Raw genomic sequence first — 24,401 nt, forward strand, 5'->3', positions numbered from 1 at the left:
CCTATCCCACCCCCCCCCGCCCCCGGCCCCGCCCCCCCCCGCCCCCCCGCCCCCCCCCCCCCCGCGACCGGCAAGACAGGCGAGTTGGAGGAGGACACGTGGCAACGCCCCCTAGCGGATATCCGTACGCCCACGGGCAGCCGTCCGAGCCGCGCGGAGAGGGCCCAGTGAAGCGCTACAACTTCCCCTCCGCACCCAGCCGCCAGGCCCGCTCTCCACAGCAGCCGGAGCCCCAGCGGGAGCAGCAGCCCCCGCGACGGGAGCCGCAGCGGCCCCCGCAGCAGCCGTACACGCCCTCCTACGCGCCTCCCGGGCCGTCGGAGGGGTCCTGGTACGACGCGCCGCCCGCGCCCCGTATCGAGCCCGTACAGCCGCCTCAGCGCCCCGCCCCGGAACCCTCCTCCCCCGCGGGCGGTACCCATAACCCTCTGGTGCGCCCGTACGCCATGACAGGGGGCCGGACCCGGCCCCGGTACCAGCTCGCCATCGAGGCGCTGGTGCACACCACGGCCGACCCCGCTCAGCTCCAGGGCCAACTGCCCGAGCACCAGCGGATCTGCCAACTGTGCCGCGAGATCAAGTCGGTCGCCGAGATCTCCGCACTGCTCACCATTCCTCTCGGCGTAGCCCGCATCCTCGTAGCCGACCTGGCCGAGGCGGGGCTCGTCGCGATCCATCAGCCCGGCGGCGACGAGTCCGCCGGCGGTCAGCCTGACGTGACACTGCTCGAAAGGGTGCTCAGTGGACTTCGCAAGCTCTAGCGGTGCAGCCCGCTCCACCACCTCCGCGAAAATCGTGGTGGCGGGCGGCTTCGGCGTGGGCAAGACCACGTTCGTCGGCGCGGTCTCGGAGATCAACCCGCTGCGCACCGAAGCCGTGATGACCTCCGCCTCGGCGGGGATCGACGATCTCACCCACGCGCCGGACAAGACCACCACCACGGTGGCCATGGACTTCGGCCGCATCACGCTGGACCAGGACCTGATCCTGTATCTGTTCGGCACGCCCGGCCAGGACCGCTTCTGGTTCATGTGGGACGACCTGGTCCGCGGTGCCATCGGCGCGGTCGTCCTGGTGGACACCCGCCGCCTCGCCGACTGCTTCCCCGCCGTCGACTACTTCGAGAACTCCGGGCTGCCCTTCGTCATCGCCCTCAACGGCTTCGACGGGCACCAGCCCTACAACCCCGAAGAGGTCCGCGAGGCCCTGCAGATCGGCCCCGACGCGCCGATCATCACCACCGACGCCCGCCACCGCAGCGAGGCCAAGAGCGCGCTGATCACCCTGGTCGAGCACGCCCTGATGGCCCGGCTGCGCTAGCCGAGGCCGACGGCGGAAGCCAAAATCCCCTGCTCTCCGAAGGAGAACAGGGGATTTGTGCGTTTCAGCGGGGCTTGTCAGTTCCAGCGGGCCTGCTCAGGCGTCCGGGCGGTGTGCGGCCGTCCGGGCACGGCGGCGCCGGTGGGCGCTCAGCCCTGCCAGCTGTGCGGCGCGCTGAACGCCGGGCGGCGCTCCAGACGGCGCCAGCGGGCGGCGCTGCGGCTCGGGCGGGTGGAGCCGGCGGCCCGGTGGGTGCCGGCGGCCGCGCGGGCGAGCAGCACCGCGGTGACCGCGGCCAGCTCCTCGGCGTCGGCGTGGCCCTTCTCGACCCGGACCAGGGTGGCCGCCGCCGCGGCGGCGGGATCGGCGATATCGCTGGGTGTGCTCACGGTTTTCTCGTCTCCCTTGTCGCGCGGATCCCGCGCGAGGTCATGAACGTGAGGGGTTACTGCGGCGGGTTGCCGTGCTTGCGGGACGGCAGGTCGGCGTGCTTGTCGCGCAGCATCGCCAGGGACCGGATCAGGACCTCACGGGTTTCGGCCGGGTCGATCACATCGTCGACCAGCCCCCGCTCGGCCGCGTAGTACGGGTGCATCAGCTCGGACTTGTACTCCTTGACCATGCGGGCTCGCATGGCCTCGGGGTCGTCGGCCCCGGCGATCTGACGACGGAAGATCACGTTGGCGGCGCCCTCGGCACCCATCACCGCGATCTCGTTGGTCGGCCAGGCGTAGGTCAGGTCGGCCCCGATGGACTGGGAGTCCATCACGATGTAGGCGCCGCCGTACGCCTTGCGCAGGATGACGGAGATCCGCGGCACGGTGGCGTTGCAGTACGCGTACAGCATCTTGGCGCCGTGCCGGATGATCCCGCCGTGCTCCTGGTCCACACCGGGCAGGAAGCCGGGCACATCGAGGAAGGTGATCAGCGGGATGTTGAAGGCGTCGCACATCTGGATGAAGCGCGCGGACTTCTCCGACGCCTCGATGTCCAGCACCCCGGCCAGCGACTGCGGCTGGTTGGCGATGATGCCGACCACCTGGCCGTCGAGCCGGGTGAGCGCGCAGATGATGTTGGTCGCCCAGCGCTCGTGGACCTCGAGGTACTCGCCGTCGTCGACGATCTCCTCGATGACCTTGCGCATGTCGTACGGCCGGTTGCCGTCGGCCGGGACGAGGTCCAGCAGCGAGTCGCCGCGCCGGGAGGCCGGGTCGTCGGACTCGACGGTCGGCGGGTTCTCACGGTTGTTCTGCGGCAGCAGCGACAGGAGGTAGCGGACCTCCTCGAGGCAGTTCTCCTCGTCGTCGTAGGCGAAGTGGCACACACCCGAGGTCTCGGCGTGCACATCAGCGCCGCCCAGTCCGTTCTGGCTGACCTTCTCGCCCGTCACCGCCTGGACCACATCGGGTCCGGTGATGAACATCTGCGAGGTCTCCCGGACCATGAAGACGAAGTCCGTCAGCGCCGGGGAGTACGCCGCGCCGCCCGCGCACGGGCCGAGCATCACGCTGATCTGGGGGATGACACCGGACGCCTTGGTGTTCCGCTGGAAGATGCCACCGTAACCGGCGAGCGCCGAGACGCCCTCCTGGATACGGGCACCGGCGCCGTCGTTGAGGGACACCAGCGGCGCCCCGGCCGAGATGGCCATGTCCATGATCTTGTGGATCTTGGTGGCGTGGGCTTCCCCCAGCGCCCCGCCGAAGATCCTGAAGTCGTGTGCGTAGACGAACACCGTCCGTCCGTGGACGGTCCCCCAGCCGGTGACGACACCGTCGGTGTAAGGCTTCTTGGCCTCGAGCCCGAACCCGGTCGCACGATGCCGCCGCAGCGGCTCCACCTCGTTGAAGGACCCCTCGTCAAGCAGCAGATCGATCCGCTCGCGAGCCGTCAGCTTCCCCTTGGCCTTCTGAGCCTCGGTCGCCCGCTCGCTCGGGCCGCGCCGAGCCTGCTCGCGAATCGCGTGCAGCTCGGCGACGCGCCCGCGAACGTCACTCGCCTCAGCAGGCGCACCTTCGAGATTGGTCATGCATTGACGGTACGTTCCCGGACCCCCGGAAACGCATGTCAATTCCCTACAACGTCAGGGGCGTTTTGGTGGGCAGGCGGAACAGAACTGGACAGCGGCTTTCCCACTACCTGGTGTCCTAAAGGACTATCGGCCCTGTCGGCACCCCACAAACCTCCAGGCCGTGACGGTGCGGGGGGCGGGCGCGACCACCCGGATGGGCGCCGTCCGCCGGAGCGGCCGTGCGGCCGGATCGGGCAACGGAGCACGTCGGCCGCGCTCCGCTCCCCGCACCCTACTCCGGCGGCCGCCGGAGCCGCACCATCCGCATATCCGCGCTCTCGGCCGACGTCACTCCTGCGGGTCCACTCCGGCCCGCAGCAGCCCGTAGGCGTAGGCGTCGTCCAGGGCCTGCCAGGACGCGGCGATCACGTTCTCCCCGACGCCCACGGTCGACCACTCCCCCTGGCCGTCCGCGGTGGAGACCAGCACCCGGGTCGTGGACTCGGTGCCGTGCTTGCCTTCCAGGATGCGGACCTTGTAATCCACCAGCTCCATCGTCGCCAGCTGCGGGTAGATCCGCTCCAGCCCCACCCGCAGCGCCCGGTCCAGCGCGTTGACCGGGCCGTTGCCCTCCGCCGTGGCGACGATCCGCTCGCCCTTGGCCCACAGCTTCACGGTGGCCTCGTTGGCGTGGGTGCCGTCCGGGCGGTCCTCGACGATCGCCCGCCAGGACTCGACGCGGAAGAAGCGGCGGGCACGGCCCTCGACCTCCTGGCGCAGCAGCAGCTCGAAGGAGGCGTCGGCGGCCTCGTAGGTGTAGCCCTCGAGCTCCCGCGCCTTGACCCGCTCCACGATCCGGCCCACCAGCGCCCGGTCGCCGCCGAGGTCGATGCCCAGTTCCTTGCCCTTGAGCTCGATGGACGCCCGTCCGGCCATGTCGGAGACGAGCATCCGCATGGTGTTGCCGACCCGCTCGGGGTCGATGTGCTGGTACAGGTCCGGGTCGACCTTGATCGCGGAGGCGTGCAGTCCGGCCTTGTGGGCGAAGGCGGAAACACCCACATAGGGCTGGTGAGTGGAGGGTGTCAGATTGACGACCTCGGCGATCGCGTGTGAGATCCGGGTCATCTCCTCCAGGGCGCCCTCCGGCAGCACCCGGCGGCCGTACTTGAGCTCCAGGGCCGCGACGACCGGGAAGAGGTTGGCGTTGCCCACCCGCTCGCCGTAGCCGTTGGCCGTGCACTGGACGTGGGTGGCGCCCGCGTCCACGGCGGCGAGGGTGTTGGCGACCGCGCAGCCGGTGTCGTCCTGGGCGTGGATGCCCAGCCGCGCCCCGGTGTCGGCCAGCACGGTGCGGACCACCGCGTCGATCTGGCCGGGGAGCATGCCGCCGTTGGTGTCGCAGAGGATCACCACCTCGGCGCCCGCCTCGTGGGCGGCGGAGACGACCTGCTTGGCGTAGCCGGCGTTGGCCCGGTAGCCGTCGAAGAAGTGCTCGCAGTCGAGGAAGACCCGGCGGCCCTGGGACCGCAGATAGGCGACGGTCTCCCGGACCATCGCGAGGTTCTCCTCGAGCGTGGTCCGCAGGGCCAGCTCCACATGGCGGTCGTGGGACTTCGCCACCAGGGTGATCACCGGCGCCCCGGACTCCAGCAGTGCCTTGACCTGGGCGTCGTCCTCGGCGCGCACCCCCGCCTTGCGGGTGGCGCCGAACGCCACCAGCTGGGCGTGTTTGAAGTCGATCTCGGCGCGGGCCCGGGCGAAGAACTCCGTGTCGCGCGGGTTGGCGCCGGGCCAGCCGCCCTCGATGAAGCCCACGCCGAAGTCGTCCAGGTGACGGGCGATGGTCAGCTTGTCCGCGACCGTGAGGTTGATGCCCTCGCGCTGCGCTCCGTCGCGCAGGGTGGTGTCGAAGACATGGAAGCCGTCGTCGGGCAGATCCTTCATGGTTGGTCTGGCTCCTGTCGGATGGATCTCGGTCTACCGGAATATCCGGTTCCGCGCCCTCCTATGATCCCTCACGCTTCGCGTCCGGCGGGATGGTCCGGAAAACGAAAAGACCCCTCGCGGGTGCGAGAGGTCTGCGCGCGGGTCTGGGGCACGGTGGCCGCCTGTACCGGGTCGTACGGGCGGTCACTGCGGACCGGCGCGCCTGCTGCCAATAATCATGACGAACGAGAGCACGGAGGCAGTCTGGCACACTCCGCCCCCGCGCTCTCATCCGTCTCAGGATGCGAACCCCCGGTGTCAACGAGGTGACGCCCGCAGGTCAGCCCAGGGGGGTCAGCCCAGGGGGTGCATCCAGCCATGCGGGTCCGGGGCCGCGCCGGTCTGGATGTCCAGCAACGCCTTGCGCAGCCGCATCGTCACCTCGCCCGGCTCACCGTCGGCCACCGTCCAGCTCGCCCGGGCGGACTTGACCGAGCCGACCGGGGTGATCACGGCCGCCGTACCGCAGGCGAAGACCTCGGTGAGGGTCCCGTCGGCGTTGCCCTCGCGCCAGTCGTCGACGGAGATCCGGCCCTCGGTGACCTCGTAGCCGAGGTCGGCGGCGATCTCCAGCAGCGAGGCGCGGGTGATCCCCGGCAGCAGCGAACCGGACAGCTCGGGGGTCACGATGCGGTTCCCGTACACGAAGTACAGGTTCATCCCGCCCATCTCCTCGATCCACCGGCGCTCGATCGCGTCCAGCCAGACCACCTGGTCACAGCCCTGCTCGGCGGCCTGCGCCTGAGCGACGAGGGAGGCCGCGTAGTTGCCGCCCGTCTTGGCCGCGCCGGTGCCGCCGGGCGCCGCGCGGACGTACTCCTCCGAGAGCCAGACCGAGACCGGCTGCACACCGCCGGGGAAGTAGGCCCCGGCCGGGGAGGCGATCACCACGAAGAGGAATTCGTTCGCGGGCCGGACACCGAGCCCGACCTCGGTGGCGAACATGAAGGGCCGCAGGTACAGGGACTGCTCCCCGTGGCCCGGCACCCACGCCTTGTCCTGGGTGACCAGCGCGTCACACGCCGCGATGAAGATCTCGACGGGGAGCTCCGGCATGCCCATGCGGCGCGCGGACGTCTGGAACCGCTCGGCGTTCTGGTCGGGGCGGAACGTGGCCACGGTGCCGTCGGGCCGGCGGTACGCCTTGAGCCCCTCGAAGATCGTCTGGGCGTAGTGCAGCGTCATGTTCGCCGGGTCGAGCGAGAGCGGGGCGTACGGCACGAGCTGGGCCTCGTGCCAGCCACGGCCCTCCGTCCACTTGACCGTCACCATGTGATCGGTGAAGTGGCGGCCGAATCCGGGGTTGGCCAGAATCTTCTCCCGCTCGCCGGCGGGAAGGGGGTGGGAGGAGGGCTTGAGCTCGATCGTGGGCGTCGTCATGGCAGGTAGTCCTTCACCTTCGATTGTGGCGGACCGCGCTCACACCATCCTGCCCGCAAGCGGTACTAGGACGTCCAAGCTCTTCTTCACACAGCGGCCCCACCGGGGATTATCTCCTAGGTGAGGCCGGGGAAGTGAGCGTTGTGCAACGCGCGGCCCAAGGTCGATGGTCGCACCCAGCCGCGCACTGGCACAGGCTGGGGTCAGCCGGATACTCGGGCGGCGAGCGCGTCGCCGATCTCGTCGGTGGTGCGCGGCGCGGCCGCGTCCCGCTCGGCGAGGTCCTCGGCGACGGCGGTCTCGATACGGGCCGCCTCGTCCCCGTAGCCGAGGTGCGACAGCAGCAGGGCCACCGACAGGACGGTCGCCGTCGGGTCGGCCTTGCCGGTGCCCGCGATGTCCGGCGCGGAGCCGTGGACCGGCTCGAACATCGACGGGAAGGCGCCGGAGGGGTTGATGTTGCCACTCGCGGCGAGCCCGATGCCGCCGGTGACGGCGGCGGCGAGGTCGGTGAGGATGTCACCGAAAAGGTTGTCGGTGACGATCACGTCGAACCGCTCCGGCTGGGTGACGAAGAAGATCGTCGCGGCGTCGACGTGCAGATAGTCGGTGGTGACCTCGGGGTACTCCTGGCCGACCCGGTCGAAGATGTTCTTCCACAGGTGGCCGGCGTGCACCAGGACGTTGTTCTTGTGCACGAGGGTCAGCTTCTTGCGCGGCCGGGCGGCCGCGCGCTCGTAGGCGTCCCGGACCACGCGCTCGACCCCGTGGGCGGTGTTCAGGCTGACCTCGGTGGCGACCTCGTCCGGGGTGCCGGTGCGCATCGAGCCGCCGTTGCCCACGTACGGGCCCTCGGTGCCCTCGCGGACGACCACGAAGTCGATGTCGGGGCGGCCGGCCAGCGGGCTCGCGGTGTTCGGGAAGAGCTTCGACGGACGCAGGTTGACGTAGTGGTCGAAGGCGAAGCGCAGCTTGAGCAGCAGCCCGCGCTCGAGCACGCCCGAGGGCACCGAGGGGTCGCCGATGGCGCCGAGCAGGATCGCGTCGTGGTCCTTCAGCGACTCCAGCTCCGCGTCCGGCAGGGTGTCGCCGGTGGCGTGCCAGCGCTGGGCGCCGAGGTCATAACTCCGGGTCTCCAGCTTCACGTCCTGCGGAAGGGCGGCGGAGAGGACCTTAAGGCCCTGGGCCACGACTTCCTGGCCGATACCGTCACCGGGGATCACTGCGAGGCGAATGCTGCGAGACATACCGGGACCCTACCGTTCGTCCCATGGATTGACATAGACGGTCCACCATTCGGACGGCCGCCCAGCGGCAATCACTCGTTCACCCCCTGTATGACGCGCCGTTGACCGCTCGGGGGACGTTCCGGTCCATGGACACACCACGGTTCGGCGTACCGGAGCGGCTCGCCCAGCGGATGACCATGGCGGAGCAGCACGAGTATCTGCGGGCCCGGCTCTCCCGCCGCCGGGTGCTGCGCGGGGGCGCCGCCACGGCGAGCACGGTCGCGGGCGCGGGGCTGCTGGGCGGCGCGGCGTGCGCCGCCGACACCAAGCCGGCGCCGGCCGCGGGCCCGCAGCCGGGGGCCGCCACGGTGGACGGCGCGCTGGTCGCCCCCTTCGGCCGCCATCTGGCCTTCGGCGCCGATCCGCGGACCCAGATGCGGATCTCCTGGCAGGTGCCGTTCGCGGTGCGCAAGCCGTATGTGCGGATCGGCACCAGCCCGTTGGAGCTCACCCGCAAGGTCGAGGCCGAGGTGCGCCATCTGCACACCCCGTCACTGAGCGACAAGTTGCCCGCGGTCGACCAGTTCTATCTGCACGCCGCCGTGGACGGCCTGCACCCCGGGGTCACCTACTACTACGGCGTCGGGCACGCGGACCGCGATCCGGCCGAGCCGCGTCACTTCGCGTCCGTGGGCACCTTCCGCACCGCGCCGGACCGGCCCGGGAAGTTCGTCTTCACCGCCTTCGGGGACCAGGGGGTGAGCTATGACGCGCTCGCCAACGACCAGTTGATCCTCGGCCAGAACCCGTCGTTCCATCTGCATGCCGGGGATCTGTGCTACGCGGACACCACCGGCCACGGAGAGAAGACCGACCTCTACGACGCCCGGGTCTGGGACTCCTTCCTCGCCCAGACCGACTCGGTCGCGGCGAGCGTGCCGTGGATGGTGACCACCGGCAACCACGACATGGAGGCCTGGTACTCCCCCGACGGCTACGGCGGCCAGCTGGCCCGCTGGTCGCTGCCCGGGAACGGCCCGGACCCGCGCAAGGCGCCCGGGGTCTACTCGTTCGTCTACGGGAACGTGGGCGTGGTCGCCCTGGACGCCAATGACGTGTCGTACGAGATGCCGGCCAACAAGGGGTACACGGACGGGGCGCAGACCCGCTGGCTGGACCGGGAGCTGGGGCAGCTGCGCAAGCGGCCCGGCATCGACTTCCTGGTGGTCTTCTTCCACCACTGCGCCTACTCCACCACCAGCGCCCACGCCTCGGACGGCGGGGTGCGCGACGCGTGGGTGCCGCTGTTCGACAAGCACCGGGTGGACCTGGTCATCAACGGCCACAACCACGTCTACGAGCGGACCGACGCGCTCCGGGGCGGCAAGGTCGCCCGCCGGGTCCCGGTGGAGGGGAGCGCCGACGCGGTACGCGACGGGATCGTCTATGTGACGGCGGGCGGGGCGGGCGCGAAGCTCTACGAGTTCCCGGTGCCCGACAGCTACGAGGGGCACGTCAAGGACCTCGACGAGGTGAAGACCTACCACTGGGCCAAGGACGGCGAGAAGAACCGGGACAGCGCCGACTGGTCCCGGGTCCGCTACACCGGCTTCTCGTTCCTCGCGGTGGAGGTGGAGCCGGGCCCCCGCGCCAGGCTCACGGTCACGGCCCTGGCGGAGTCGGGCGAGCGGGTCGACCGCTTCGAGGTCACCCGGCCCCGGCGTCAGTGATACGAGGTCTCACCAGGCCCCGGCGTCAGTGACCGGTCGCGCCGCCGTTGTCCCGGCGGTCGAGGGCGCGCTGGAGCGCGGCGGCCGCCTTCTTGCGGTCGGTGTTGTCGGTCTTGCGGCGGATCCTGCGGACAGTCGTCTCGGCCATGATCACGTCTCCTCTGCTGAACCCCGGTGAACGCCCGGGAGGAAGGAAAGCTCCCCGAGAAGGTGGCTGCCGGAAGAGGCGGGGGCCTGAGTGCGGCAGGGGTCGCCTGCGCGATGTGCACCGGCCGCGGCCGCCATCGCTGGATGCAGCGAGACGTTCGGCTTCCACAAAAATAAGGCAGCCGAGCGTCAGTGTCTGCACAATTAGTCGGACGTCCTAATATCTGAGACGCGAACAGCGCGATATCGGCCACTGACCCAGGGTGATCATCTCGGCGTCACGCCGATGATCGAGGCCGACCCCCGTCCGACCTCGACCAACGGCGGTCGATCGCAAGTCCGTGGGCGATCCCGCGCCTGGTTACCCACGTAAACTGCGGTAAATAGTGCCTACTTGACTGCTTGACGCTAGCACCGCCGTGTATCGGGCGTCCACAGATTTCCCCCGACGCGCCCCCGGACAGCACCGCGCCCCCGGACCACTTCAGCGCGGTCCGGGGGCGCGGGTCGCCGGGCTCGGGGGTCAGCCCATGTGCGGGTAGCGGTAGTCGGTCGGCGGGACCAGGGTCTCCTTGATGGAGCGGGTGGAGGTCCAGCGCATCAGGTTCTGCTTGGCACCCGCCTTGTCATTGGTGCCGGACGCGCGGCCGCCGCCGAAGGGCTGCTGGCCGACGACGGCACCGGTCGGCTTGTCGTTGATGTAGAAGTTGCCTGCCGCGAAACGCAGCGCCTCACAGGCGGCGGCAGCCGCCGCGCGGTCCTGGGCGATGACGGCGCCGGTCAGCCCGTACGGGGCGGCCGACTCCATCTGCTGGAGCATCGCGTCGTACTCCTCGTCCTCGTAGACGTGCACCCCGAGGATCGGGCCGAAGTACTCGTCCTTGAAGATCTCGTTCTCCGGGTCGGTGGAGACCAGCACGGTCGGGCGGACGAACCAGCCCTCGCTGTCGTCGTAGGAGCCGCCCGCGACGACCTCGACCGTCGGGTCGGACTTCGCCCGGTCGATCGCCGCCTTGTTCTTGGCGAAGGCGCGCTCGTCGATGACCGCGCCCATGAAGTTGTCGAGGTCGGCCACATCGCCCATGGTCAGCCCGTTGACCTCGGTGGCGAACTCCTCCTTGAGGCCGTTCTCCCACAGGGAGCGCGGCACATAGGCGCGGGAGGCCGCGGAGCACTTCTGGCCCTGGAACTCGAAGGCGCCGCGGGTCATCGCCGTCTTCAGCACCGCCGGGTCGGCGGAGGGGTGGGCGACGATGAAGTCCTTGCCACCGGTCTCGCCGACCAGCCGCGGATAGGTCTTGTAGTTCTCGATGTTGTTGCCGACCGTCTTCCACAGGTACTGGAAGGTGCGGGTCGAACCGGTGAAGTGGATGCCCGCGAGGTCCGGGTGGGCCAGCGCCACCTCGGAGACCTCCTTGCCATCGCCCGTGACCAGGTTGATCACGCCCTTGGGCAGCCCGGCCTCCTCCAGCACCTCCATCAGCAGCACGGCGGCGTGCGTCTGGGTCGGGGACGGCTTCCAGACCACCACATTGCCCATCAGGGCGGGGGCGGTCGGGAGGTTGCCCGCGATGGCGGAGAAGTTGAAGGGGGTGATCGCGTAGACGAACCCCTCCAGCGGCCGGTGGTCGGTGCGGTTCCAGACCCCGGGCGAGTTGGTCACCGGCTGCTCGGCCAGGATCTGGCGGGCGAAGTGGACGTTGAACCGCCAGAAGTCGATCAGCTCACAGGGGGTGTCGATCTCCGCCTGCTGCGCGGTCTTCGACTGGCCCAGCATGGTGGACGCGGCGAGCGTCTCCCGCCAGGGGCCGGAGAGCAGATCGGCGGCCTTGAGGATGACCGCGGCACGGTCGTCGAAGCTGAGCGCGCGCCACGCCGGGGCCGCGGCCAGGGCGGCGTCGATCGCGTCCCGCGCGTCCCGCTGGGTGGCGTTGCCATAGGTGCCCAGGCGGGCGGAGTGCTTGTGCGGCTGGACGACGTCGAAGCGCTCCCCCGCTCCCATCCGCTTCTGGCCGCCGATGGTCATCGGCAGGTCGATGGGGTTCTCGCCGAGCTCCTTGAGCTTGGTCTCGAGGCGGGCGCGCTCCGGGGTGCCGGGGGCGTAGGTGTGCACCGGCTCGTTCACCGGCACGGGGACCTGGGTGACGGCGTCCATGATGGCCGTTGTCTCCTTCGATCGTCGGGGGCGTCGGGGGTTTACGAGGTCTGCGATCCCGAGAGCGGTCAGCGGCGGCCGACCAGCGAGCGCAGGAAGAATGTGAGGTTGGCGGGACGCTCCGCGAGGCGGCGCATGAAGTACCCATACCAGTCTGTGCCATACGGGACGTAAACCCGCATACGGTGACCTTCCGCCACCAGCCGGTCCTGCTCGGCCACGCGGATCCCGTACAGCATCTGGAACTCGTACTCGTCCAGCTTGCGCCCGAGGCGGTGCGCCAGGTCCTGGGCGATGGCGACCATGCGCGGATCGTGCGAGCCGATCATGGGGTAGCCCTCACCGGCCATCAGGATCTTCAGACAGCGCACGTACGAGCGGTCCACCTCGCGCTTGTCCTGGTAGGCGACGCTCGCCGGCTCGTCGTACGCGCCTTTCACCAGCCGCACCCGGGAGCCTTCCCCGGCCAGCGCCCGGCAGTCGTCCTCGGTCCGGAAGAGATAGGACTGGAGGACCGCGCCGGTCTGCGGGAAGCGGGTGCGCAGCTCGCCGAGGATGGCGAGGGTGGAGTCCACCGTGGTGTGGTCCTCCATGTCGAGGGTGACGGTCGTGCCCGCCGCGGCGGCGGCCTCCACGACCGGGGTCACATTGGCCAGCGCCAGATCGTGACCCCCGGGCAGCGCCTGGCCGAAGGCGGAGAGTTTCACGGACATCTCCGCGTGCCCGGCGAGCCCCTCGGTGGCCAGCGCCTCGGTCAGCGCCAGATAGGCGTCACGGCTGCGCAGCGCCTCGGACCGGTCGGTCACGTCCTCGCCCAGATGGTCCAGGGTGACGTCCAGGCCGCGGGCGGTCAGCGAGCGCACCGCCCCCAGGGACTCGGCCAGCCGTTCCCCGGCGACGAAGCGGTCCACCATGGGGCGGGTGACCGGCGCGGCCGAGACGATACGGCGGATGGCGGCACTGCGCGAAGCGGCGAGCAGCACGGGTCCCAGCACGGGGCACCTCCACGATGACGGCCGATGAACGGCAACGGCAACTCACCGTGAAACTTAAGGATGGCGCGGATTCCGGACCATCGACAGCTGTCACGCATCCGTGGCCAGGATCTCAGACATCTGTATGAGAATGTGAGGGGCGAAAGCGGGAAGAGGCGGGACCCATGCGCGACGACTACCAGCAGCTGGTGGACGAGATCACGGCGGTGCTCCGGGCACCCGCGACCCTGGAGAACCGCGACTTCGCGTTGATCGCCTTCGGTGCCCAGGAGAGCGACGACGCGGAGGAGCCCGCGCTGGACCCGGTGCGCACCCGCTCGATCCTCCAGCGCCGCTCGACGGCGGCGGTGCGGGCCTGGTTCGAGGCGTTCGGGATCGCCCGGGCGCAGGCGCCGCTGCGGATCCCGCCCGACCCGGCGGCCGGGGTGTTCATGGGCCGCATCTGTCTGCCCGTCCGGCACCGCGGGGTGGTGCACGGCTATGTCTGGCTGCTGGACGACGGCCATCTCGCCGATCTGGAGCTGGGCGGCCCGGCGGGCGCGCGGGACCCCCGGCTGGTCCGCGCGATGGAGACCGCGGACCGCATCGGGGCGCTGCTGGCGGCCGAGGCGCGGGCCGGGGAGGAGCTCGGTGAGCTGCTGCGGGACGCGCTGACCGGGCCGCCGGCCGGGCGGGACGCCGCCCGCTCCGGGCTGCGGGCCGCGCTGCGCGGAGCGGCCGACGGGCCGCTGGCGCTGGTGGCCGTGGTGCCGTGGACGCCGGGGACCGGCGAGGACGCGGACCACCCGGGCCTCCCCCATCTGCCGGGCATCGTGGCCGCGTGCGCGCTGCTGGGGGACGCGGCGGCCGGGGCTCCCGGGGTGTCCGGGGCGCCCGGCGCGGGGCTGGCGGCGCTGGTCCGGCTGCGCGCGGCCTCCGCCCTGGACCCGGCCCGTGCGACGGCCGAGCAGCTGCTGCGCTCGCCCCGGGCCACGGCGGGCGGCAGGGGCCCGGGGAGACCGGCGCCTGGGGCCGCCGCCGGGGTCAGCGCTCCCCGGCGCGGGCTGGAGGACCTGCCCGCCGCCTGGCAGGAGGCGCTGGCCGCCGCGCGGGCGGCGCACGCCGACACCCACCTGGGCCCGGTCGCGGAGTGGTCCGCCATCGGCCCGTACCGACTGCTGGCCGCCCTGCCCGCGCTGCCGCCCGACGCCGCCGTACGACCGCTGCTGGAGCCCGCGCACGCCGAACTCGCCCGCACCGCCGAGACCTTCCTGGACTGCGCGGGCCAGGCCGGGCGCACCGCCCAGCGGCTGGGCATCCACCGGCAGACGCTGTATTACCGGCTCTCGCGGGTGCGGCAGCTGACCGGTCTCGACCTGGACGCGGGCGAGGACCGGCTGCTGCTCCATATGACGCTGAAGGCCGCGCGCCTCGGGCCACCGGGGCGCTGAGCCCGCGGGTCAGCCGGCGGGGGCGTCCGGGGCCGCGGGGGCGTCGCCGACGATCCGGCGCATCGCCTCGACGAGGTCATGGGCGCTGGGCATGAGGTCGGGGTCGATGGCCATCTGGACGACCATCCCGCTCACGAGCGTCATATAGAACGAGCCCATGACCCGGGAGGTCTCCTCGTCCACATCGCGTTCGTCGATGCCGTGGATCAGCCCCACCAGCCCCTGGCGCCCCTCCGGTTGGGCCCGGCCGAAGGCGGCGCGCAGCTCGGGATCATTCTGGACCTGGAGGATGGCCTCCAACTGGGAGCGCCACACCGCCTGGTGCTTGTCGAACAGCTCGAGCACCCGGGTCCACCGGGCCTCGAACCGCTCCCGCAGCCCGGTGTCCGGGCCCTCGCCCGCCGGGGCGTCCGCCTCGAGGGACCGTTGGACGTCATCGGCCCAGTCGCCCATGGAGGCGAAGAGCGCCTCGCGCATCAGGGCGTCCTTGGAGCCGTAGTGGTAGCCGATGGAGGCCAGGTTGGCGCCCGAGGCGGCCACGATGTCCCGCGCCGTCGTACGGGACCAGCCCTTCTCCTCAAGGCAGCGCTTGGCCCCGGCCAGCAGATCCTCTCGATGTCCCATGGCGCCAGGGTATCCCGATCCCATACGACCGTCCTAGACGAATGTCTCACACGAGCGTTTTACACAGTCGTACTAGACGCTTGTTTAAGACGCTCGTATAGTCGCCGTCATGACCTCGACTTCCACCGGCCCGCGCGCCGGACGCAGGGAATGGACCGCCTTCGTGGTCCTGATGCTTCCGCTCCTCCTGGTCTCCATGGATGTGTCGGTGCTGTACTTCGCGGTGCCGGCCATCAGCCGGGAGCTGCACCCCAGTGCCACCCAGCAGCTGTGGATCTTCGACATCTACGCCTTCGCCCTCGCCGGGCTGCTCATCACCATGGGAGCGCTGGGCGACCGCTTCGGACGGCGGAAGCTGCTGCTGTTCGGGGCCGCGGCCTTCGGCGCCGCGTCCGTCGCGGCGGCGTACGCGCAGAGCGCCGAGATGCTCATCGCCGCACGGGCGGTGCTCGGAATCGGCGGCGCCACGCTCATGCCCTCGACGATGGCGCTGGTCCGCAACCTCTTCCTGGACGAGAGGCAGCGGGCCAAGGCGATCGCGATCTGGTCGTCGGCCATGGCGGGCGGTATCGCGCTGGGCTCGGTGCTGAGCGGGGTGATGATCGAGCACTTCTGGTGGGGCTCGGTCTTCCTGATCAACGTCCCGGCGATGGTGCTGCTGCTGGCGCTGGTGCCGCTCCTGGTGCCGGAGTTCAAGGACCCCGCGCCCGGGGCGTTCGATCTGCCGAGCGTGCCGCTGTCGATGGCCGCCGTGCTCCCGGTGATCTACGGACTGAAGAAGATCGCCGCCGACAACGGCGTCGGCCTGGTCCCGGTGCTGTCCATCGTGGCCGGTCTCGCCATCGGCGCCGTCTTCGTAAGGCGCCAACGCACCCGGCGCGACGCGATGATCAGCCCGGAGCTGTTCCACCACCGCGGCTTCGGCCCGTCGATCGCGCTCAACGCGCTGGCCACCTTCGCCATGATGGGCTCGGCCTACTTCACCACCCAGTATCTGCAGTCGGTGCTCGGCAAGGGCGCGTTGGAGGCGGCGCTGTGGAGCCTGGCCCCGTCCGTCTGCGTCGGCATCGCCGGACCGGTGGCGGCCGCGGCGGTCCAGCGCGGCGCCAACCGGGCGTATGTGATCGGCGCGGGCTTCGCGACCGCGGCCATCGGCTACGGAATTCTCGCCCTGGCCGGTACCGACGCGCTGTGGACCGTACTGATCGGCGCCGCCGTCCTGGCCAGCGGGATCGTCGCGGTGATGTCGCTGGTCACCGACCTGGCGATCGGCACCGTCCCGCCGAAGCGGGCGGGTTCGGCGGCCGCGCTGCTGGAGACGGGCCAGGAGTTCGGCGGGGCGATGGGCATGGCGGTGCTCGGCAGCGTCGGCACCGCCGTCTACCGGAGCGACGTCAAGGACTCGCTGGGCGCCGGACTGCCCGCCGACGCACTCGACCAGGTACGCGAGACGCTGGGCGCGGCCGCCGCGGTGGCGGGTTCGCTGAAGGGGCGGGCCGGTGAACACCTGCTGGACGCGGCGCGCGAGGCGTTCACCCACGGGATGCGGATCGCGTGCGGGGCCGGGGCGACGGTCCTGGTGGCGGGCGCGATCCTGGCCCTGGTGACGCTGCGCCGGGCCGGGGCGCAGGAGGCCGGGCCGGCGGCCGAGGACGCACCCTCGACCGGCGGGGACGAGGCGGTGCCGAGTCGCTGAGCCATGGCGTAACGCCTGTTGGGGACCCCATCGCGGCGGGGTCCCCAACAGGCGTTACGCACAGGGCGAGTTGACCTCACCCGTACGCATTTCCTCGAACACGACGGCAACCATTCCCCGCCCGGCGGCAACCAGAGGACGGCGGCCGGATACGGCGGCCAGAGGTCTGAGCAGCCACCCCACGCGAGAGGAGTGACGCACCGTGCGCATCACCAGAGCGTTAGCGGCAGCCGGGCTCGCCGCCGCCTTCCTGATCGGCGCGGCCTACACACCGCAGGCCGTCGCGGGCGAACTGCCGGGCGACACCCGGTTCTTCAACAACCCGGACTCGCTCGTCAACAAGTGGGTCGCCGCCAATCCGGGCGACTCCCGGCAGCAGCGCATCGCCTCGCGGATCGCCAGTCAGCCCCAGGCCGTGTGGTTCTCCCGGTACTCCCCCACCACCGTCACCGAGGACGTCCGCAAGGTCACCTCCGCCGCCTCCGCCAAGGGCCAGACCCCGGTCCTGGTGACGTATCAGATCCCCAACCGCGACTGCGGCGGGGCCTCCGCGGGCGGCGCGCCCGACCTCGCGAGCTATGACACATGGGTGCGCGGCTTCGCCGCCGGGATGGGCAGCGGGCCCGCCGTCATCATCCTCGAACCCGACTCGATCGCGCTCATCAGCTGCCTCTCGCCCACCGAGCTGAGCGGCCGCTACACCTCACTCGCCCGCGCCGCCACCGCCATCCACAGCGCGAACCCCAACGCCCGGGTCTACTTCGACGCCGGCCACTCCGCCTGGAACAGCGCCGCCGTCCAGTCCTCACGGCTCCGCTCGGCCGGGGTGCTGACCAGCGGCGACGGCATCTACAGCAATGTCTCCAACTTCCGCCGCACCGCCGACGAGGTGGCCTTCACCAAGAGCGTGCTCACCCAGCTCGGCACGTCCTCCGGGCTCACCGCCGTCATCGACACCAGCCGCAACGGCAACGGCCCCGCCCCCGACAACGCCTGGTGCGACCCCCACGGCCGCAAGGTCGGCGAAAACCCCACGGCGAACACCGGCGACCCGGCCATCGACGCCTACCTCTGGGTCAAGCCCCCCGGCGAAGTCGACGGCTGCGCGGGCCCGGCGGGCACCTTCGCACCGGACTACGCGTACGAGCTGGCGGGCTGAGCGGACAAGGCCACGGGTCACAGCTGGTCGATCTCGGTGAGGTCGATGTCGATGTCGATGGTAAACGGGACCGGAAGCTTGATCCGCTCGTGGTAGATGCCGGTCGGCACATAGGCACGCGTCACCGTGTTGAGCTCAAAGACCTGGACGACCGGACGGCGGCCCTCGCCCTGCTCGACCAGCCAAAAGGGCGGAATTCCCGCCTCGGCGTAGAGCTGCGGCTTGCGCTTGCGGTCACGTGCCTCCGAATCCGGCGAGACCGCCTCCACCACGAGCACGACATCGGCCGCTTCGTAGCCCGTCTCATGCCCCTCGGCGGACACCGCCTCGGCACGCAACACGGAGAGGTCTGGCTCAGGACGGTTACGCCGGTCCAGGGTCACCGTCATATCCCGGCACACCCGCAACGACTTCGGCACCCAGTGACGAAGAGCGGTATTCAGCAGGCTCACGACCAGGGAGTGGAAGGCTCTCTGCGGGCCCGCGAAGACGAGGCCGCCGTCGATCAGCTCGGTGTGTCGCGGAAGCTCTGGGATGCGATCGAGATCGTCAGCGGTGAATCCATCCGGAGGCGGAAAGATCCAGGCCGGGAGCGGCTCTTCAACGGCTAGGAGAATTGTGGTCGCGCAAGCAAGGGCAGCGGCCGGGAACGCCGGAGACGCCACCCACACAGGTGAGCGGCAACCCCGGCGTTGACGGGCCCCGACTACGCCCCCAGCCCACGCAGGAACACCTCCAGCCCGCCGAAGAACTCCCGTTCCACCCCCACGCTCCGCGCCTGTCGCGCCGTGTCGGCCATGTACGGGAACTCGTCGGACGGCAGCTCGGAGATCGTGACCGTGCCCGCGCCGGACAGCGGTCCCAGGTGTTCGAGCTGGATCGCGCCGATCACATAGCCGAGCAGGGCGCGCAGGGCGAGGACCCGGCGTTCGCCGTCCAGGCCCGCCTCGGTGAGGATCGCGAGCGCCGTCTCCGCCCACCGCAGTGAGCTGGGGGAACGGTGCCGGTGGGTGAGGGTCAGCGGGAGGACCGCGGGGTGGGCACCGACCGTGTCGCGCAGCCGGCCGACCATGGTCCGGAGCCGTTCGTCCCATGGGGCTCCGGGGTCGGGCGGCGTGGTGTCGACGGCGCCGAGGACGCGCTCGACCACCAACCCTTCGAGCTCCTCGCGGTCGTCCACATAGCGGTAGAGCCCCATCGTGCTCATCCCGAGTTCCTTGGCGACCGCGCGCATCGAGAGCCCGGCGAGCCCCTCGCGGTCGAGGACGGCGAGGGCGGCCGAGGCCAGTTGATCGGGGGTGAGGGAGCGGGGTCGTGGCATGGCGGTTGACAGCGTACGGCATACGCCTACGCTGGTAGGCGTATGCCGTACGCTTACGAAAGGGGGCTTCCATGGAGCCCGGTTCCGTCGTCTCCGCCCGTACCCTCACCCCGGTGACCGGACCGGCCGTCGCCGTGCCCGACTCCGGCCGACTGATCCACCTCCAGTTCCGGCGCTTCGCCGGATGCCCCGTCTGCAATCTCCATCTGCGGTCGATCGTGCGGCGCCACCAGGAGATCGAGGCGGCCGGAATCCGGGAGGTGGTGGTCTTCCACTCCCCCGCCGAGGAACTGCGGAAGCACACGGACGACCTGCCGTTCGCCGTCATCGCGGACCCCCAGAAGCGGCTGTACCGGGAGTTCGGGGTGGAGCAGGCGCGCAGGGCCCTGCTCAGCCCGCGCGCCTGGGGGCCGATCGGATGGGCGCTGGTCACCGGCGCGTGGGCGGTCCTCCGCGGCCGGGAGAGGCTCCCCGAGCCCAGCCAGCCCGGGGGCCGCCTCGGGCTGCCCGCGGACTTCCTGATCCTCGGCGACGGCATCGGCGGGGACGGCCGTGTCATCGCGGCCAAGCACGGCGAGCACGCCTATGACCAGTGGTCGGTGGATGAGCTGCTGGAGCTGGCCGCCCGCGCGCCGCGCCCCGACCCCACCCCCTGACCCACCACCGCCGGAGGCCCTCCGCTCCGGCGGTGGAGCGAAGGGCCTCCGGAGCGCGGGGCGATTCAGCCCATGTGCGCGGGCAGCGGCGCGGCGCCTTTGGCGCCCGGTTCGCGTACCGGGCGTGGGGTGTTCATCAGCAGGGCCACGACCACCGCGGCGCCCACGAGGATCGAGGACGAGACGACGAAGGCGTGCGAAAAGCCCTCGACCAGACCGGCCTTGGCCGTGGCCTTGGCGGTTTGCGGTGTCATCTGCCGGGCGTGCGAGGCCATGTAGTCGGAGGTCGCGCTGGTGGCGATGGTGTTGAGCATCGCCGTGCCGATCGAACCGCCGATCTGCTGGGCGGTGTTGACGGTGGCGGAGGCGACGCCCGCGTCCTCCGCCCCCACGCCGTGGGTCGCGTAGTTCATCGAGGGCGCCATCACCAGGCCCATGCCGAAGCCGACCAGGAGCTCGGCGGGCAGCACCCCCGCCGCGTACGAGCTGTCGACGTCCAGGGGCACCAGCAGGGCGACACCGGTGGCCGCGATCAGCAGACCGGGCGCCACCAGCAGCCGCGGCGGCACCTTGGGGATGAGGCGGGAGGCGACGCCGCCCGCGCCGATCAGCACCGCCCCGGTCATCGGCAGGAACGCCACCCCGGTGAGCAGCGCCGAGTACCCCTTCACGATCTGCATGTAGTACGTCAGGAAGAGGAACATCGCGAACATGCCGACCACCGAGAGGCCGACCGCCAGATAGGCGCTGCCGCGAGTGCGGTCCCCCACGACCCTCGGCGGCAGCAGCGGCCGTGCCACGCTCCGCTCCACCATGACGAAGGCGATGAGCAGCACCGCGCCCAGGATCAGCAGCCCGGTCACCAGCCGGGAGTCCCAGCCCTCGGACTCGGCCTCGCTGCATCCGTAGACCACGGCCACCAGCCCGCACACCGCCAGCACCACCCCGGGGATGTCGAACCGGGCGCGGCCCTCGGCGCGGGTGTCCGTGGGCAGCACGGACCAGCTGATGGCGGCGACGACGGCGATCGGCACATTGACGTACAGGCACCAGCGCCAGTCGAGGTACTCGGTCAGCAGCCCGCCGACGACCAGCCCGATCGCACCGCCGCCCGCCGCGATCGCGCCGAAGATGCCGAAGGCCTTGGCGCGCTCACGGGGCTCGGTGAAGTTCACCGCGAGCAGCGACAGCGCCGAGGGGGCGAGCAGCGCGGCGAAGGCGCCCTGCAGGGCGCGGGCCGAGAGCAGCATCTCGAAACCGGAGGCGGCGCCGCCGAGCGCGGAGGCCCCGGCGAACCCGAGCAGGCCGATGAGGAAGGTGCGCTTACGGCCGGTGTAGTCCGCGATCCGTCCGCCGAGCAGCAGCAGACTGCCGAACGCCAGGGTGTAGGCGGTGATGACCCACTGCCGGTCGCCGTCGGAGATGCCGAGGTCCTTCTGGGCCGACGGCAGGGCGATGTTCACGATGGTGATGTCGAGGACGATCATCAGCTGGGCCAGGCCGATGAAGACGAGGGCGAGCCAGCGCCGGGGGTTGGCTTGCGGCGATGCCTCTGAGGGCTGGGACATGACGATGCCTTTCTGGTCTTGCGGAAGGCGAGCGGAGAGGGAGGTCAGGCGGGGTCGGGGTAGGTCTCGCGGGCGCCTGGGGCGTCACGCGCGTCGTGGGCCTCGCGGGCGTCGTGGGCCTCGTGGGCCTCGTGAGCGTCGTGGGCGTCACGCGCCTCGTGGGCCTCGTGGGCCTCGTGGGCCTCGTGGGCCTCGTGAGCGTCGTGGGCGTCGTCGATCACTCGCTCCCGGATGCGCTTGAACGCCTCCGCGTCGACGGCCGGGCCGCCGAGCGGGGTGGTGGGGCGCGGGGAGCCGGTGGGGCGCAACCCGTCTATGTAGACATCCAGTTGGCGATGGGCGAAGGCGTCATCGGGGGCGAACCGGCCGCCGCCTGGCAGCGGCCGGGTCAGCCGGATGACCATCAGCGTGATGTCGCCGAAGACGACATCACTCCGGACCAGCCCCTGGGCCTGGGCGCGCAGGAGCATCGCGTCGATCAGGTCGACGGCGTCGCCGGGAACGCTGTCGAGGATCTCGTCCACGGTGAACCGGCCCAGCAGCGCGGGCATCACCGAGCCGATCTTGAGATCGAGGGCGGCGTGCATAAAGCGGCGCAGCGCGAGACAGGGGTCGCCCTCCTCGGCGGCGGCCCTGCTCGCGGCCTCGACCAGCGCGGTCAGCACCTCGATGGCGACCCCTCGGTGGAGATCGGCACGGTGTGGAAACCGCCGGTAGAGGGTCGCGATGCCGACCCCGGCGCGCCGGGCTATCTCATCCAGCGGGGCATCCGGCCCCTGATCGGCGAAGACCTCGCGGGCGGCGCGCAGGATCTGCTCCCGGTTGCGCCGCGCGTCGGCGCGCATGGGGGGCGACGGGACGTCGACAAGGGCGTCGGCGTCGGTCTCAGCGTCTGCGGACACGGGGCTCTCCTGACAGCACGGCACATATCTACAGCTATGTGGAGAAATTTTCTCCACATAGCCGCGAGCGTAGCGAGCCCACCGCCATTATTCAACACTCGATGAAAAAGATTCGGAACCCCCTCCGGCACGCCTTACTGCCGCAGACGCACAAAGACCTGGGCCCGGCCCCCGCCGAAGCGGGGACCGGGCCCAGGTGGGTGATGCCTTGAGCGGCTCAGACCAGATTGACCGAGCGGGCCGAGGTGGCGCCGATCTCCTCGGCGATCTCGGTGAGCACGGGCTGCGGAATGGTGTCGTCCACCGTGAGCGCCACCAGCGCGGCACCGCCCGCCGTGGCCCGCGAGACCTGCATCCCCGCGATGTTGATCCCCGCCTCGCCCAGGATGCGGCCGAGCGTGCCGACCACACCCGGGCGGTCGGTGTAGCGGAGGAAGGCCATGTGGTCGGCGAGCGCCAGATCCACGTCGTACTCCCCCACCGCGACGATCTTCTGCTGGTGCTTGGGACCGGCCAGCGTGCCGGAGATCGAGACCTCCTCGCCGTCCGACAGGGTGCCGCGCACGGTCACCACATTGCGGTGCTCGCTCGACTCCGAGCTGGTGGTCAGCCGCACCTCGACCCCGCGCTCCTGCGCGAACAGCGGCGCGTTCACATACGAGACGGTCTCGTCGACGATGTCCTCGAAGACGCCCTTGAGCGCCGACAGCTCCAGCACCTTGACGTCGTGCTGGGTGATCTCGCCGTACACCTCGACATCGAGGCGGACCGCGACCTCGCCCGCCAAGGCGGTGAAAATCCGCCCCAGCTTCTCGGCCAGCGGCAGCCCGGGCCGTACGTCCTCGGCGATGACGCCGCCCTGGACGTTCACCGCGTCCGGGACCAGCTCGCCGGCCAGCGCCAGCCGCACCGAGCGGGCGACCGCGATACCCGCCTTCTCCTGGGCCTCACCGGTGGAGGCGCCCAGATGCGGGGTGACCACCACATTGTCGAACTCGAACAGCGGGGACTCGGTGCACGGCTCCTGCGAGAAGACGTCCAGCCCGGCCCCGGCCACCCGGCCCTCCTTGAGGGCGGCGGCCAGCGCCACCTCGTCCACGATCCCGCCGCGCGCGGCGTTCACGATCCGGACCTCCGGCTTGACCTTGTGCAGCGCCTCGTCGCCGATCAGGCCGACCGTCTCGGGGGTCCTGGGGAGGTGGACCGTGATGAAGTCGGAGACCTCGAGCAGCTCGTCCATCGAGAGCAGCTTCACACCCATCTGCGCGGCCCGCGCGGGCTGCACATACGGGTCGTACGCGACGACCTTCATGCCGAAGGCGGACATCCGCTGGGCCACCAGGACGCCGATGCGGCCGAGGCCGACCACGCCGAGGGTCTTCTCGCTCAGCTCCACACCGGTGTACTTGCTGCGCTTCCACTCGCCGTTCTTCAGCGCGGCATTGGCCTGCGGGATGTTCCGGGCCGTGGCCACCAGCAGACCACAGGCGAGCTCGGCGGCGGTGACGATGTTGGACGTCGGCGCGTTGACGACCATGACGCCGGCCTTGGTGGCGGACGAGACGTCCACATTGTCCAGGCCGACGCCCGCGCGGGCGACCACCTTCAGCTTCTTCGCGGCGGCGATGGCCTCGGCGTCGACCTTGGTCGCGCTGCGGACGAGGATCGCGTCCACATCGGCGATGGCGGGAAGGAGCTGGGCTCGGTCCGCCCCGTTGCAGCTCCGGATCTCGAAGTCCGGGCCCAGGGCCTCGACGGTCGCCGGAGAGAGCTCTTCGGCGATGAGTACGACGGGCTTACCAGTGGAAGCAGTGCTCACGTGGTCTTCAGTCCTCACTAGTCCTCAGCGGACGGCCGTCCCGACGGCCGCTGGCGGTGAAGGGGTCAGCCGCGTGGGAGACGCACGACGCTGTGAGCCTGACGCGCTTGCTGTTGATGAGTGTAGTGGCGGTCGAGCCTTCGTCATGTGCCGTTGCGGCAGGATCACCCGCACGTGGTGGTGCGCGATGGACAAAGCGCGAACCGGGTGGGGCCGGGGGCGGGGCCGCCGCGGCGGCCCGCGCGCCCCCGCCCCCCCCCGCCCGCGAGC

At 70.9% G+C, this 24,401-nt stretch carries 21 protein-coding genes; 7 read left to right on the top strand and 14 right to left on the bottom strand.

Translation table 11 applies throughout. The annotated features are described in order from the left end of the window. The first annotated feature begins 98 nt into the window (after nt 1–98). Nucleotides 99–761 carry a DUF742 domain-containing protein gene (locus ACFXB5_RS40860; RefSeq protein ID WP_385218394.1) on the top strand — a complete coding sequence of 221 codons (663 nt, stop codon included), beginning with the start codon at nt 99–101 and terminating at the stop codon, nt 759–761. Continuing rightward, nucleotides 742–1,320: an ATP/GTP-binding protein gene (locus ACFXB5_RS40865; RefSeq protein WP_075200410.1), complete on the top strand. Its 579-nt coding sequence runs from the start codon at nt 742–744 to the stop codon at nt 1,318–1,320. Before ACFXB5_RS40860 ends, ACFXB5_RS40865 begins: the two co-directional genes overlap by 20 nt. Before the next feature lie 149 nt (nt 1,321–1,469). Here the strand turns inward: ACFXB5_RS40865 and ACFXB5_RS40870 are convergent, their stop codons facing one another. The 5 genes from ACFXB5_RS40870 to ACFXB5_RS40890 all read right to left on the bottom strand — a co-directional run bounded on the left by ACFXB5_RS40870 (nt 1,470) and on the right by ACFXB5_RS40890 (nt 7,947). Further along, nucleotides 1,470–1,709 (bottom strand): acyl-CoA carboxylase subunit epsilon, encoded by a 240-nt coding sequence (locus tag ACFXB5_RS40870; RefSeq protein WP_078956611.1) that lies wholly within the window; start codon nt 1,707–1,709, stop codon nt 1,470–1,472. Nucleotides 1,710–1,765: 56 nt separating this feature from the next. Beyond that, complete coding sequence (locus ACFXB5_RS40875; protein WP_385218398.1) at nt 1,766–3,349, bottom strand: acyl-CoA carboxylase subunit beta; 1,584 nt, start codon at nt 3,347–3,349, stop codon at nt 1,766–1,768. Between the two features lie 330 nt (nt 3,350–3,679). Beyond that, nucleotides 3,680–5,278, bottom strand: a complete 1,599-nt coding sequence (cimA, locus tag ACFXB5_RS40880; protein WP_385218401.1) for a citramalate synthase — start codon at nt 5,276–5,278, stop codon at nt 3,680–3,682. Between the two features lie 336 nt (nt 5,279–5,614). Next, nucleotides 5,615–6,700, bottom strand: a complete 1,086-nt coding sequence (locus ACFXB5_RS40885) for a branched-chain amino acid aminotransferase (protein ID WP_385218403.1) — start codon at nt 6,698–6,700, stop codon at nt 5,615–5,617. A 203-nt stretch (nt 6,701–6,903) separates the two neighbouring features. After that, nucleotides 6,904–7,947, bottom strand: coding sequence for a 3-isopropylmalate dehydrogenase (locus ACFXB5_RS40890; RefSeq protein WP_385218406.1), 1,044 nt, complete (start codon nt 7,945–7,947; stop codon nt 6,904–6,906). 128 nt (nt 7,948–8,075) lie between these two features. On the opposite strand from ACFXB5_RS40890, the gene ACFXB5_RS40895 reads away from it, so the two are divergent. Beyond that, nucleotides 8,076–9,659 (top strand): fibronectin type III domain-containing protein, encoded by a 1,584-nt coding sequence (locus ACFXB5_RS40895; RefSeq protein WP_385218409.1) that lies wholly within the window; start codon nt 8,076–8,078, stop codon nt 9,657–9,659. A 25-nt stretch (nt 9,660–9,684) separates the two neighbouring features. Here ACFXB5_RS40895 and ACFXB5_RS40900 read toward each other — a convergent pair whose 3' ends face one another. The 3 genes from ACFXB5_RS40900 to ACFXB5_RS40910 form a co-directional block, all read right to left on the bottom strand. Next, complete coding sequence (locus ACFXB5_RS40900) at nt 9,685–9,807, bottom strand: hypothetical protein (RefSeq protein WP_020868213.1); 123 nt, start codon at nt 9,805–9,807, stop codon at nt 9,685–9,687. A 522-nt stretch (nt 9,808–10,329) separates the two neighbouring features. Next, nucleotides 10,330–11,961 carry an L-glutamate gamma-semialdehyde dehydrogenase gene (gene pruA, locus ACFXB5_RS40905; protein ID WP_385218412.1) on the bottom strand — a complete coding sequence of 544 codons (1,632 nt, stop codon included), beginning with the start codon at nt 11,959–11,961 and terminating at the stop codon, nt 10,330–10,332. Between the two features lie 68 nt (nt 11,962–12,029). Further along, the gene (locus ACFXB5_RS40910; RefSeq protein WP_385218415.1) at nt 12,030–12,956 is read right to left on the bottom strand and encodes a proline dehydrogenase family protein; all 927 of its coding nucleotides are present in this window, start codon (nt 12,954–12,956) and stop codon (nt 12,030–12,032) included. Nucleotides 12,957–13,120: 164 nt separating this feature from the next. Between ACFXB5_RS40910 and ACFXB5_RS40915 the strand changes: the two genes are divergently transcribed. Beyond that, nucleotides 13,121–14,386 carry a PucR family transcriptional regulator gene (locus ACFXB5_RS40915; protein WP_385218417.1) on the top strand — a complete coding sequence of 422 codons (1,266 nt, stop codon included), beginning with the start codon at nt 13,121–13,123 and terminating at the stop codon, nt 14,384–14,386. Between the two features lie 9 nt (nt 14,387–14,395). Here ACFXB5_RS40915 and ACFXB5_RS40920 read toward each other — a convergent pair whose 3' ends face one another. Beyond that, nucleotides 14,396–15,010 carry a TetR/AcrR family transcriptional regulator gene (locus tag ACFXB5_RS40920; RefSeq protein ID WP_385218420.1) on the bottom strand — a complete coding sequence of 205 codons (615 nt, stop codon included), beginning with the start codon at nt 15,008–15,010 and terminating at the stop codon, nt 14,396–14,398. 109 nt (nt 15,011–15,119) lie between these two features. Between ACFXB5_RS40920 and ACFXB5_RS40925 the strand changes: the two genes are divergently transcribed. Both ACFXB5_RS40925 and ACFXB5_RS40930 read left to right on the top strand, forming a co-directional pair. Then, nucleotides 15,120–16,706: an MFS transporter gene (locus ACFXB5_RS40925; RefSeq protein WP_385218423.1), complete on the top strand. Its 1,587-nt coding sequence runs from the start codon at nt 15,120–15,122 to the stop codon at nt 16,704–16,706. Nucleotides 16,707–16,908: 202 nt separating this feature from the next. Continuing rightward, nucleotides 16,909–17,865, top strand: coding sequence for a glycoside hydrolase family 6 protein (locus tag ACFXB5_RS40930; protein ID WP_385218426.1), 957 nt, complete (start codon nt 16,909–16,911; stop codon nt 17,863–17,865). Between the two features lie 17 nt (nt 17,866–17,882). On the opposite strand, the gene ACFXB5_RS40935 is transcribed toward ACFXB5_RS40930, so the two are convergent. Further along, nucleotides 17,883–18,530, bottom strand: coding sequence for a Uma2 family endonuclease (locus tag ACFXB5_RS40935; protein ID WP_385218428.1), 648 nt, complete (start codon nt 18,528–18,530; stop codon nt 17,883–17,885). A gap of 41 nt (nt 18,531–18,571) precedes the next feature. After that, complete coding sequence (locus tag ACFXB5_RS40940) at nt 18,572–19,186, bottom strand: TetR/AcrR family transcriptional regulator (RefSeq protein WP_201850962.1); 615 nt, start codon at nt 19,184–19,186, stop codon at nt 18,572–18,574. Between the two features lie 71 nt (nt 19,187–19,257). Between ACFXB5_RS40940 and ACFXB5_RS40945 the strand changes: the two genes are divergently transcribed. After that, complete coding sequence (locus ACFXB5_RS40945; RefSeq protein ID WP_385218431.1) at nt 19,258–19,842, top strand: peroxiredoxin-like family protein; 585 nt, start codon at nt 19,258–19,260, stop codon at nt 19,840–19,842. A 65-nt stretch (nt 19,843–19,907) separates the two neighbouring features. On the opposite strand, the gene ACFXB5_RS40950 is transcribed toward ACFXB5_RS40945, so the two are convergent. From ACFXB5_RS40950 to serA, 3 genes are all read right to left on the bottom strand, one after another. Further along, nucleotides 19,908–21,410 carry an MFS transporter gene (locus tag ACFXB5_RS40950; protein ID WP_385218434.1) on the bottom strand — a complete coding sequence of 501 codons (1,503 nt, stop codon included), beginning with the start codon at nt 21,408–21,410 and terminating at the stop codon, nt 19,908–19,910. A 44-nt stretch (nt 21,411–21,454) separates the two neighbouring features. Beyond that, nucleotides 21,455–22,312, bottom strand: coding sequence for a TetR/AcrR family transcriptional regulator (locus ACFXB5_RS40955; protein ID WP_385218437.1), 858 nt, complete (start codon nt 22,310–22,312; stop codon nt 21,455–21,457). Nucleotides 22,313–22,529: 217 nt separating this feature from the next. Next, on the bottom strand, nt 22,530–24,131 hold the full coding sequence (gene serA, locus ACFXB5_RS40960) for a phosphoglycerate dehydrogenase (RefSeq protein ID WP_385218440.1): 1,602 nt from the start codon (nt 24,129–24,131) through the stop codon (nt 22,530–22,532). Nucleotides 24,132–24,401: the final 270 nt, after the last annotated feature.

Origin of the sequence: Streptomyces sp. NPDC059455, assembly GCF_042750115.1 — a bacterium.
GTDB classification, from domain to species: domain Bacteria; phylum Actinomycetota; class Actinomycetes; order Streptomycetales; family Streptomycetaceae; genus Streptomyces; species Streptomyces endocoffeicus.

What these genes read in the sequence shown, in the direction of transcription:
- ACFXB5_RS40940 (WP_201850962.1), bottom strand. Translation starts at nt 19,186, where the DNA reads ATGCCACGACCCCGCTCCCTCACCCCCGATCAACTGGCCTCGGCCGCC.
- pruA (WP_385218412.1), bottom strand. Translation starts at nt 11,961, where the DNA reads ATGGACGCCGTCACCCAGGTCCCCGTGCCGGTGAACGAGCCGGTGCAC.
- ACFXB5_RS40950 (WP_385218434.1), bottom strand. Translation starts at nt 21,410, where the DNA reads ATGTCCCAGCCCTCAGAGGCATCGCCGCAAGCCAACCCCCGGCGCTGG.
- ACFXB5_RS40890 (WP_385218406.1), bottom strand. Translation starts at nt 7,947, where the DNA reads ATGTCTCGCAGCATTCGCCTCGCAGTGATCCCCGGTGACGGTATCGGC.
- ACFXB5_RS40895 (WP_385218409.1), top strand. Translation starts at nt 8,076, where the DNA reads ATGGACACACCACGGTTCGGCGTACCGGAGCGGCTCGCCCAGCGGATG.
- ACFXB5_RS40885 (WP_385218403.1), bottom strand. Translation starts at nt 6,700, where the DNA reads ATGACGACGCCCACGATCGAGCTCAAGCCCTCCTCCCACCCCCTTCCC.
- ACFXB5_RS40900 (WP_020868213.1), bottom strand. Translation starts at nt 9,807, where the DNA reads ATGGCCGAGACGACTGTCCGCAGGATCCGCCGCAAGACCGACAACACC.
- ACFXB5_RS40915 (WP_385218417.1), top strand. Translation starts at nt 13,121, where the DNA reads ATGCGCGACGACTACCAGCAGCTGGTGGACGAGATCACGGCGGTGCTC.
- ACFXB5_RS40925 (WP_385218423.1), top strand. Translation starts at nt 15,120, where the DNA reads ATGACCTCGACTTCCACCGGCCCGCGCGCCGGACGCAGGGAATGGACC.
- ACFXB5_RS40875 (WP_385218398.1), bottom strand. Translation starts at nt 3,349, where the DNA reads ATGACCAATCTCGAAGGTGCGCCTGCTGAGGCGAGTGACGTTCGCGGG.
- ACFXB5_RS40945 (WP_385218431.1), top strand. Translation starts at nt 19,258, where the DNA reads ATGGAGCCCGGTTCCGTCGTCTCCGCCCGTACCCTCACCCCGGTGACC.
- cimA (WP_385218401.1), bottom strand. Translation starts at nt 5,278, where the DNA reads ATGAAGGATCTGCCCGACGACGGCTTCCATGTCTTCGACACCACCCTG.
- ACFXB5_RS40920 (WP_385218420.1), bottom strand. Translation starts at nt 15,010, where the DNA reads ATGGGACATCGAGAGGATCTGCTGGCCGGGGCCAAGCGCTGCCTTGAG.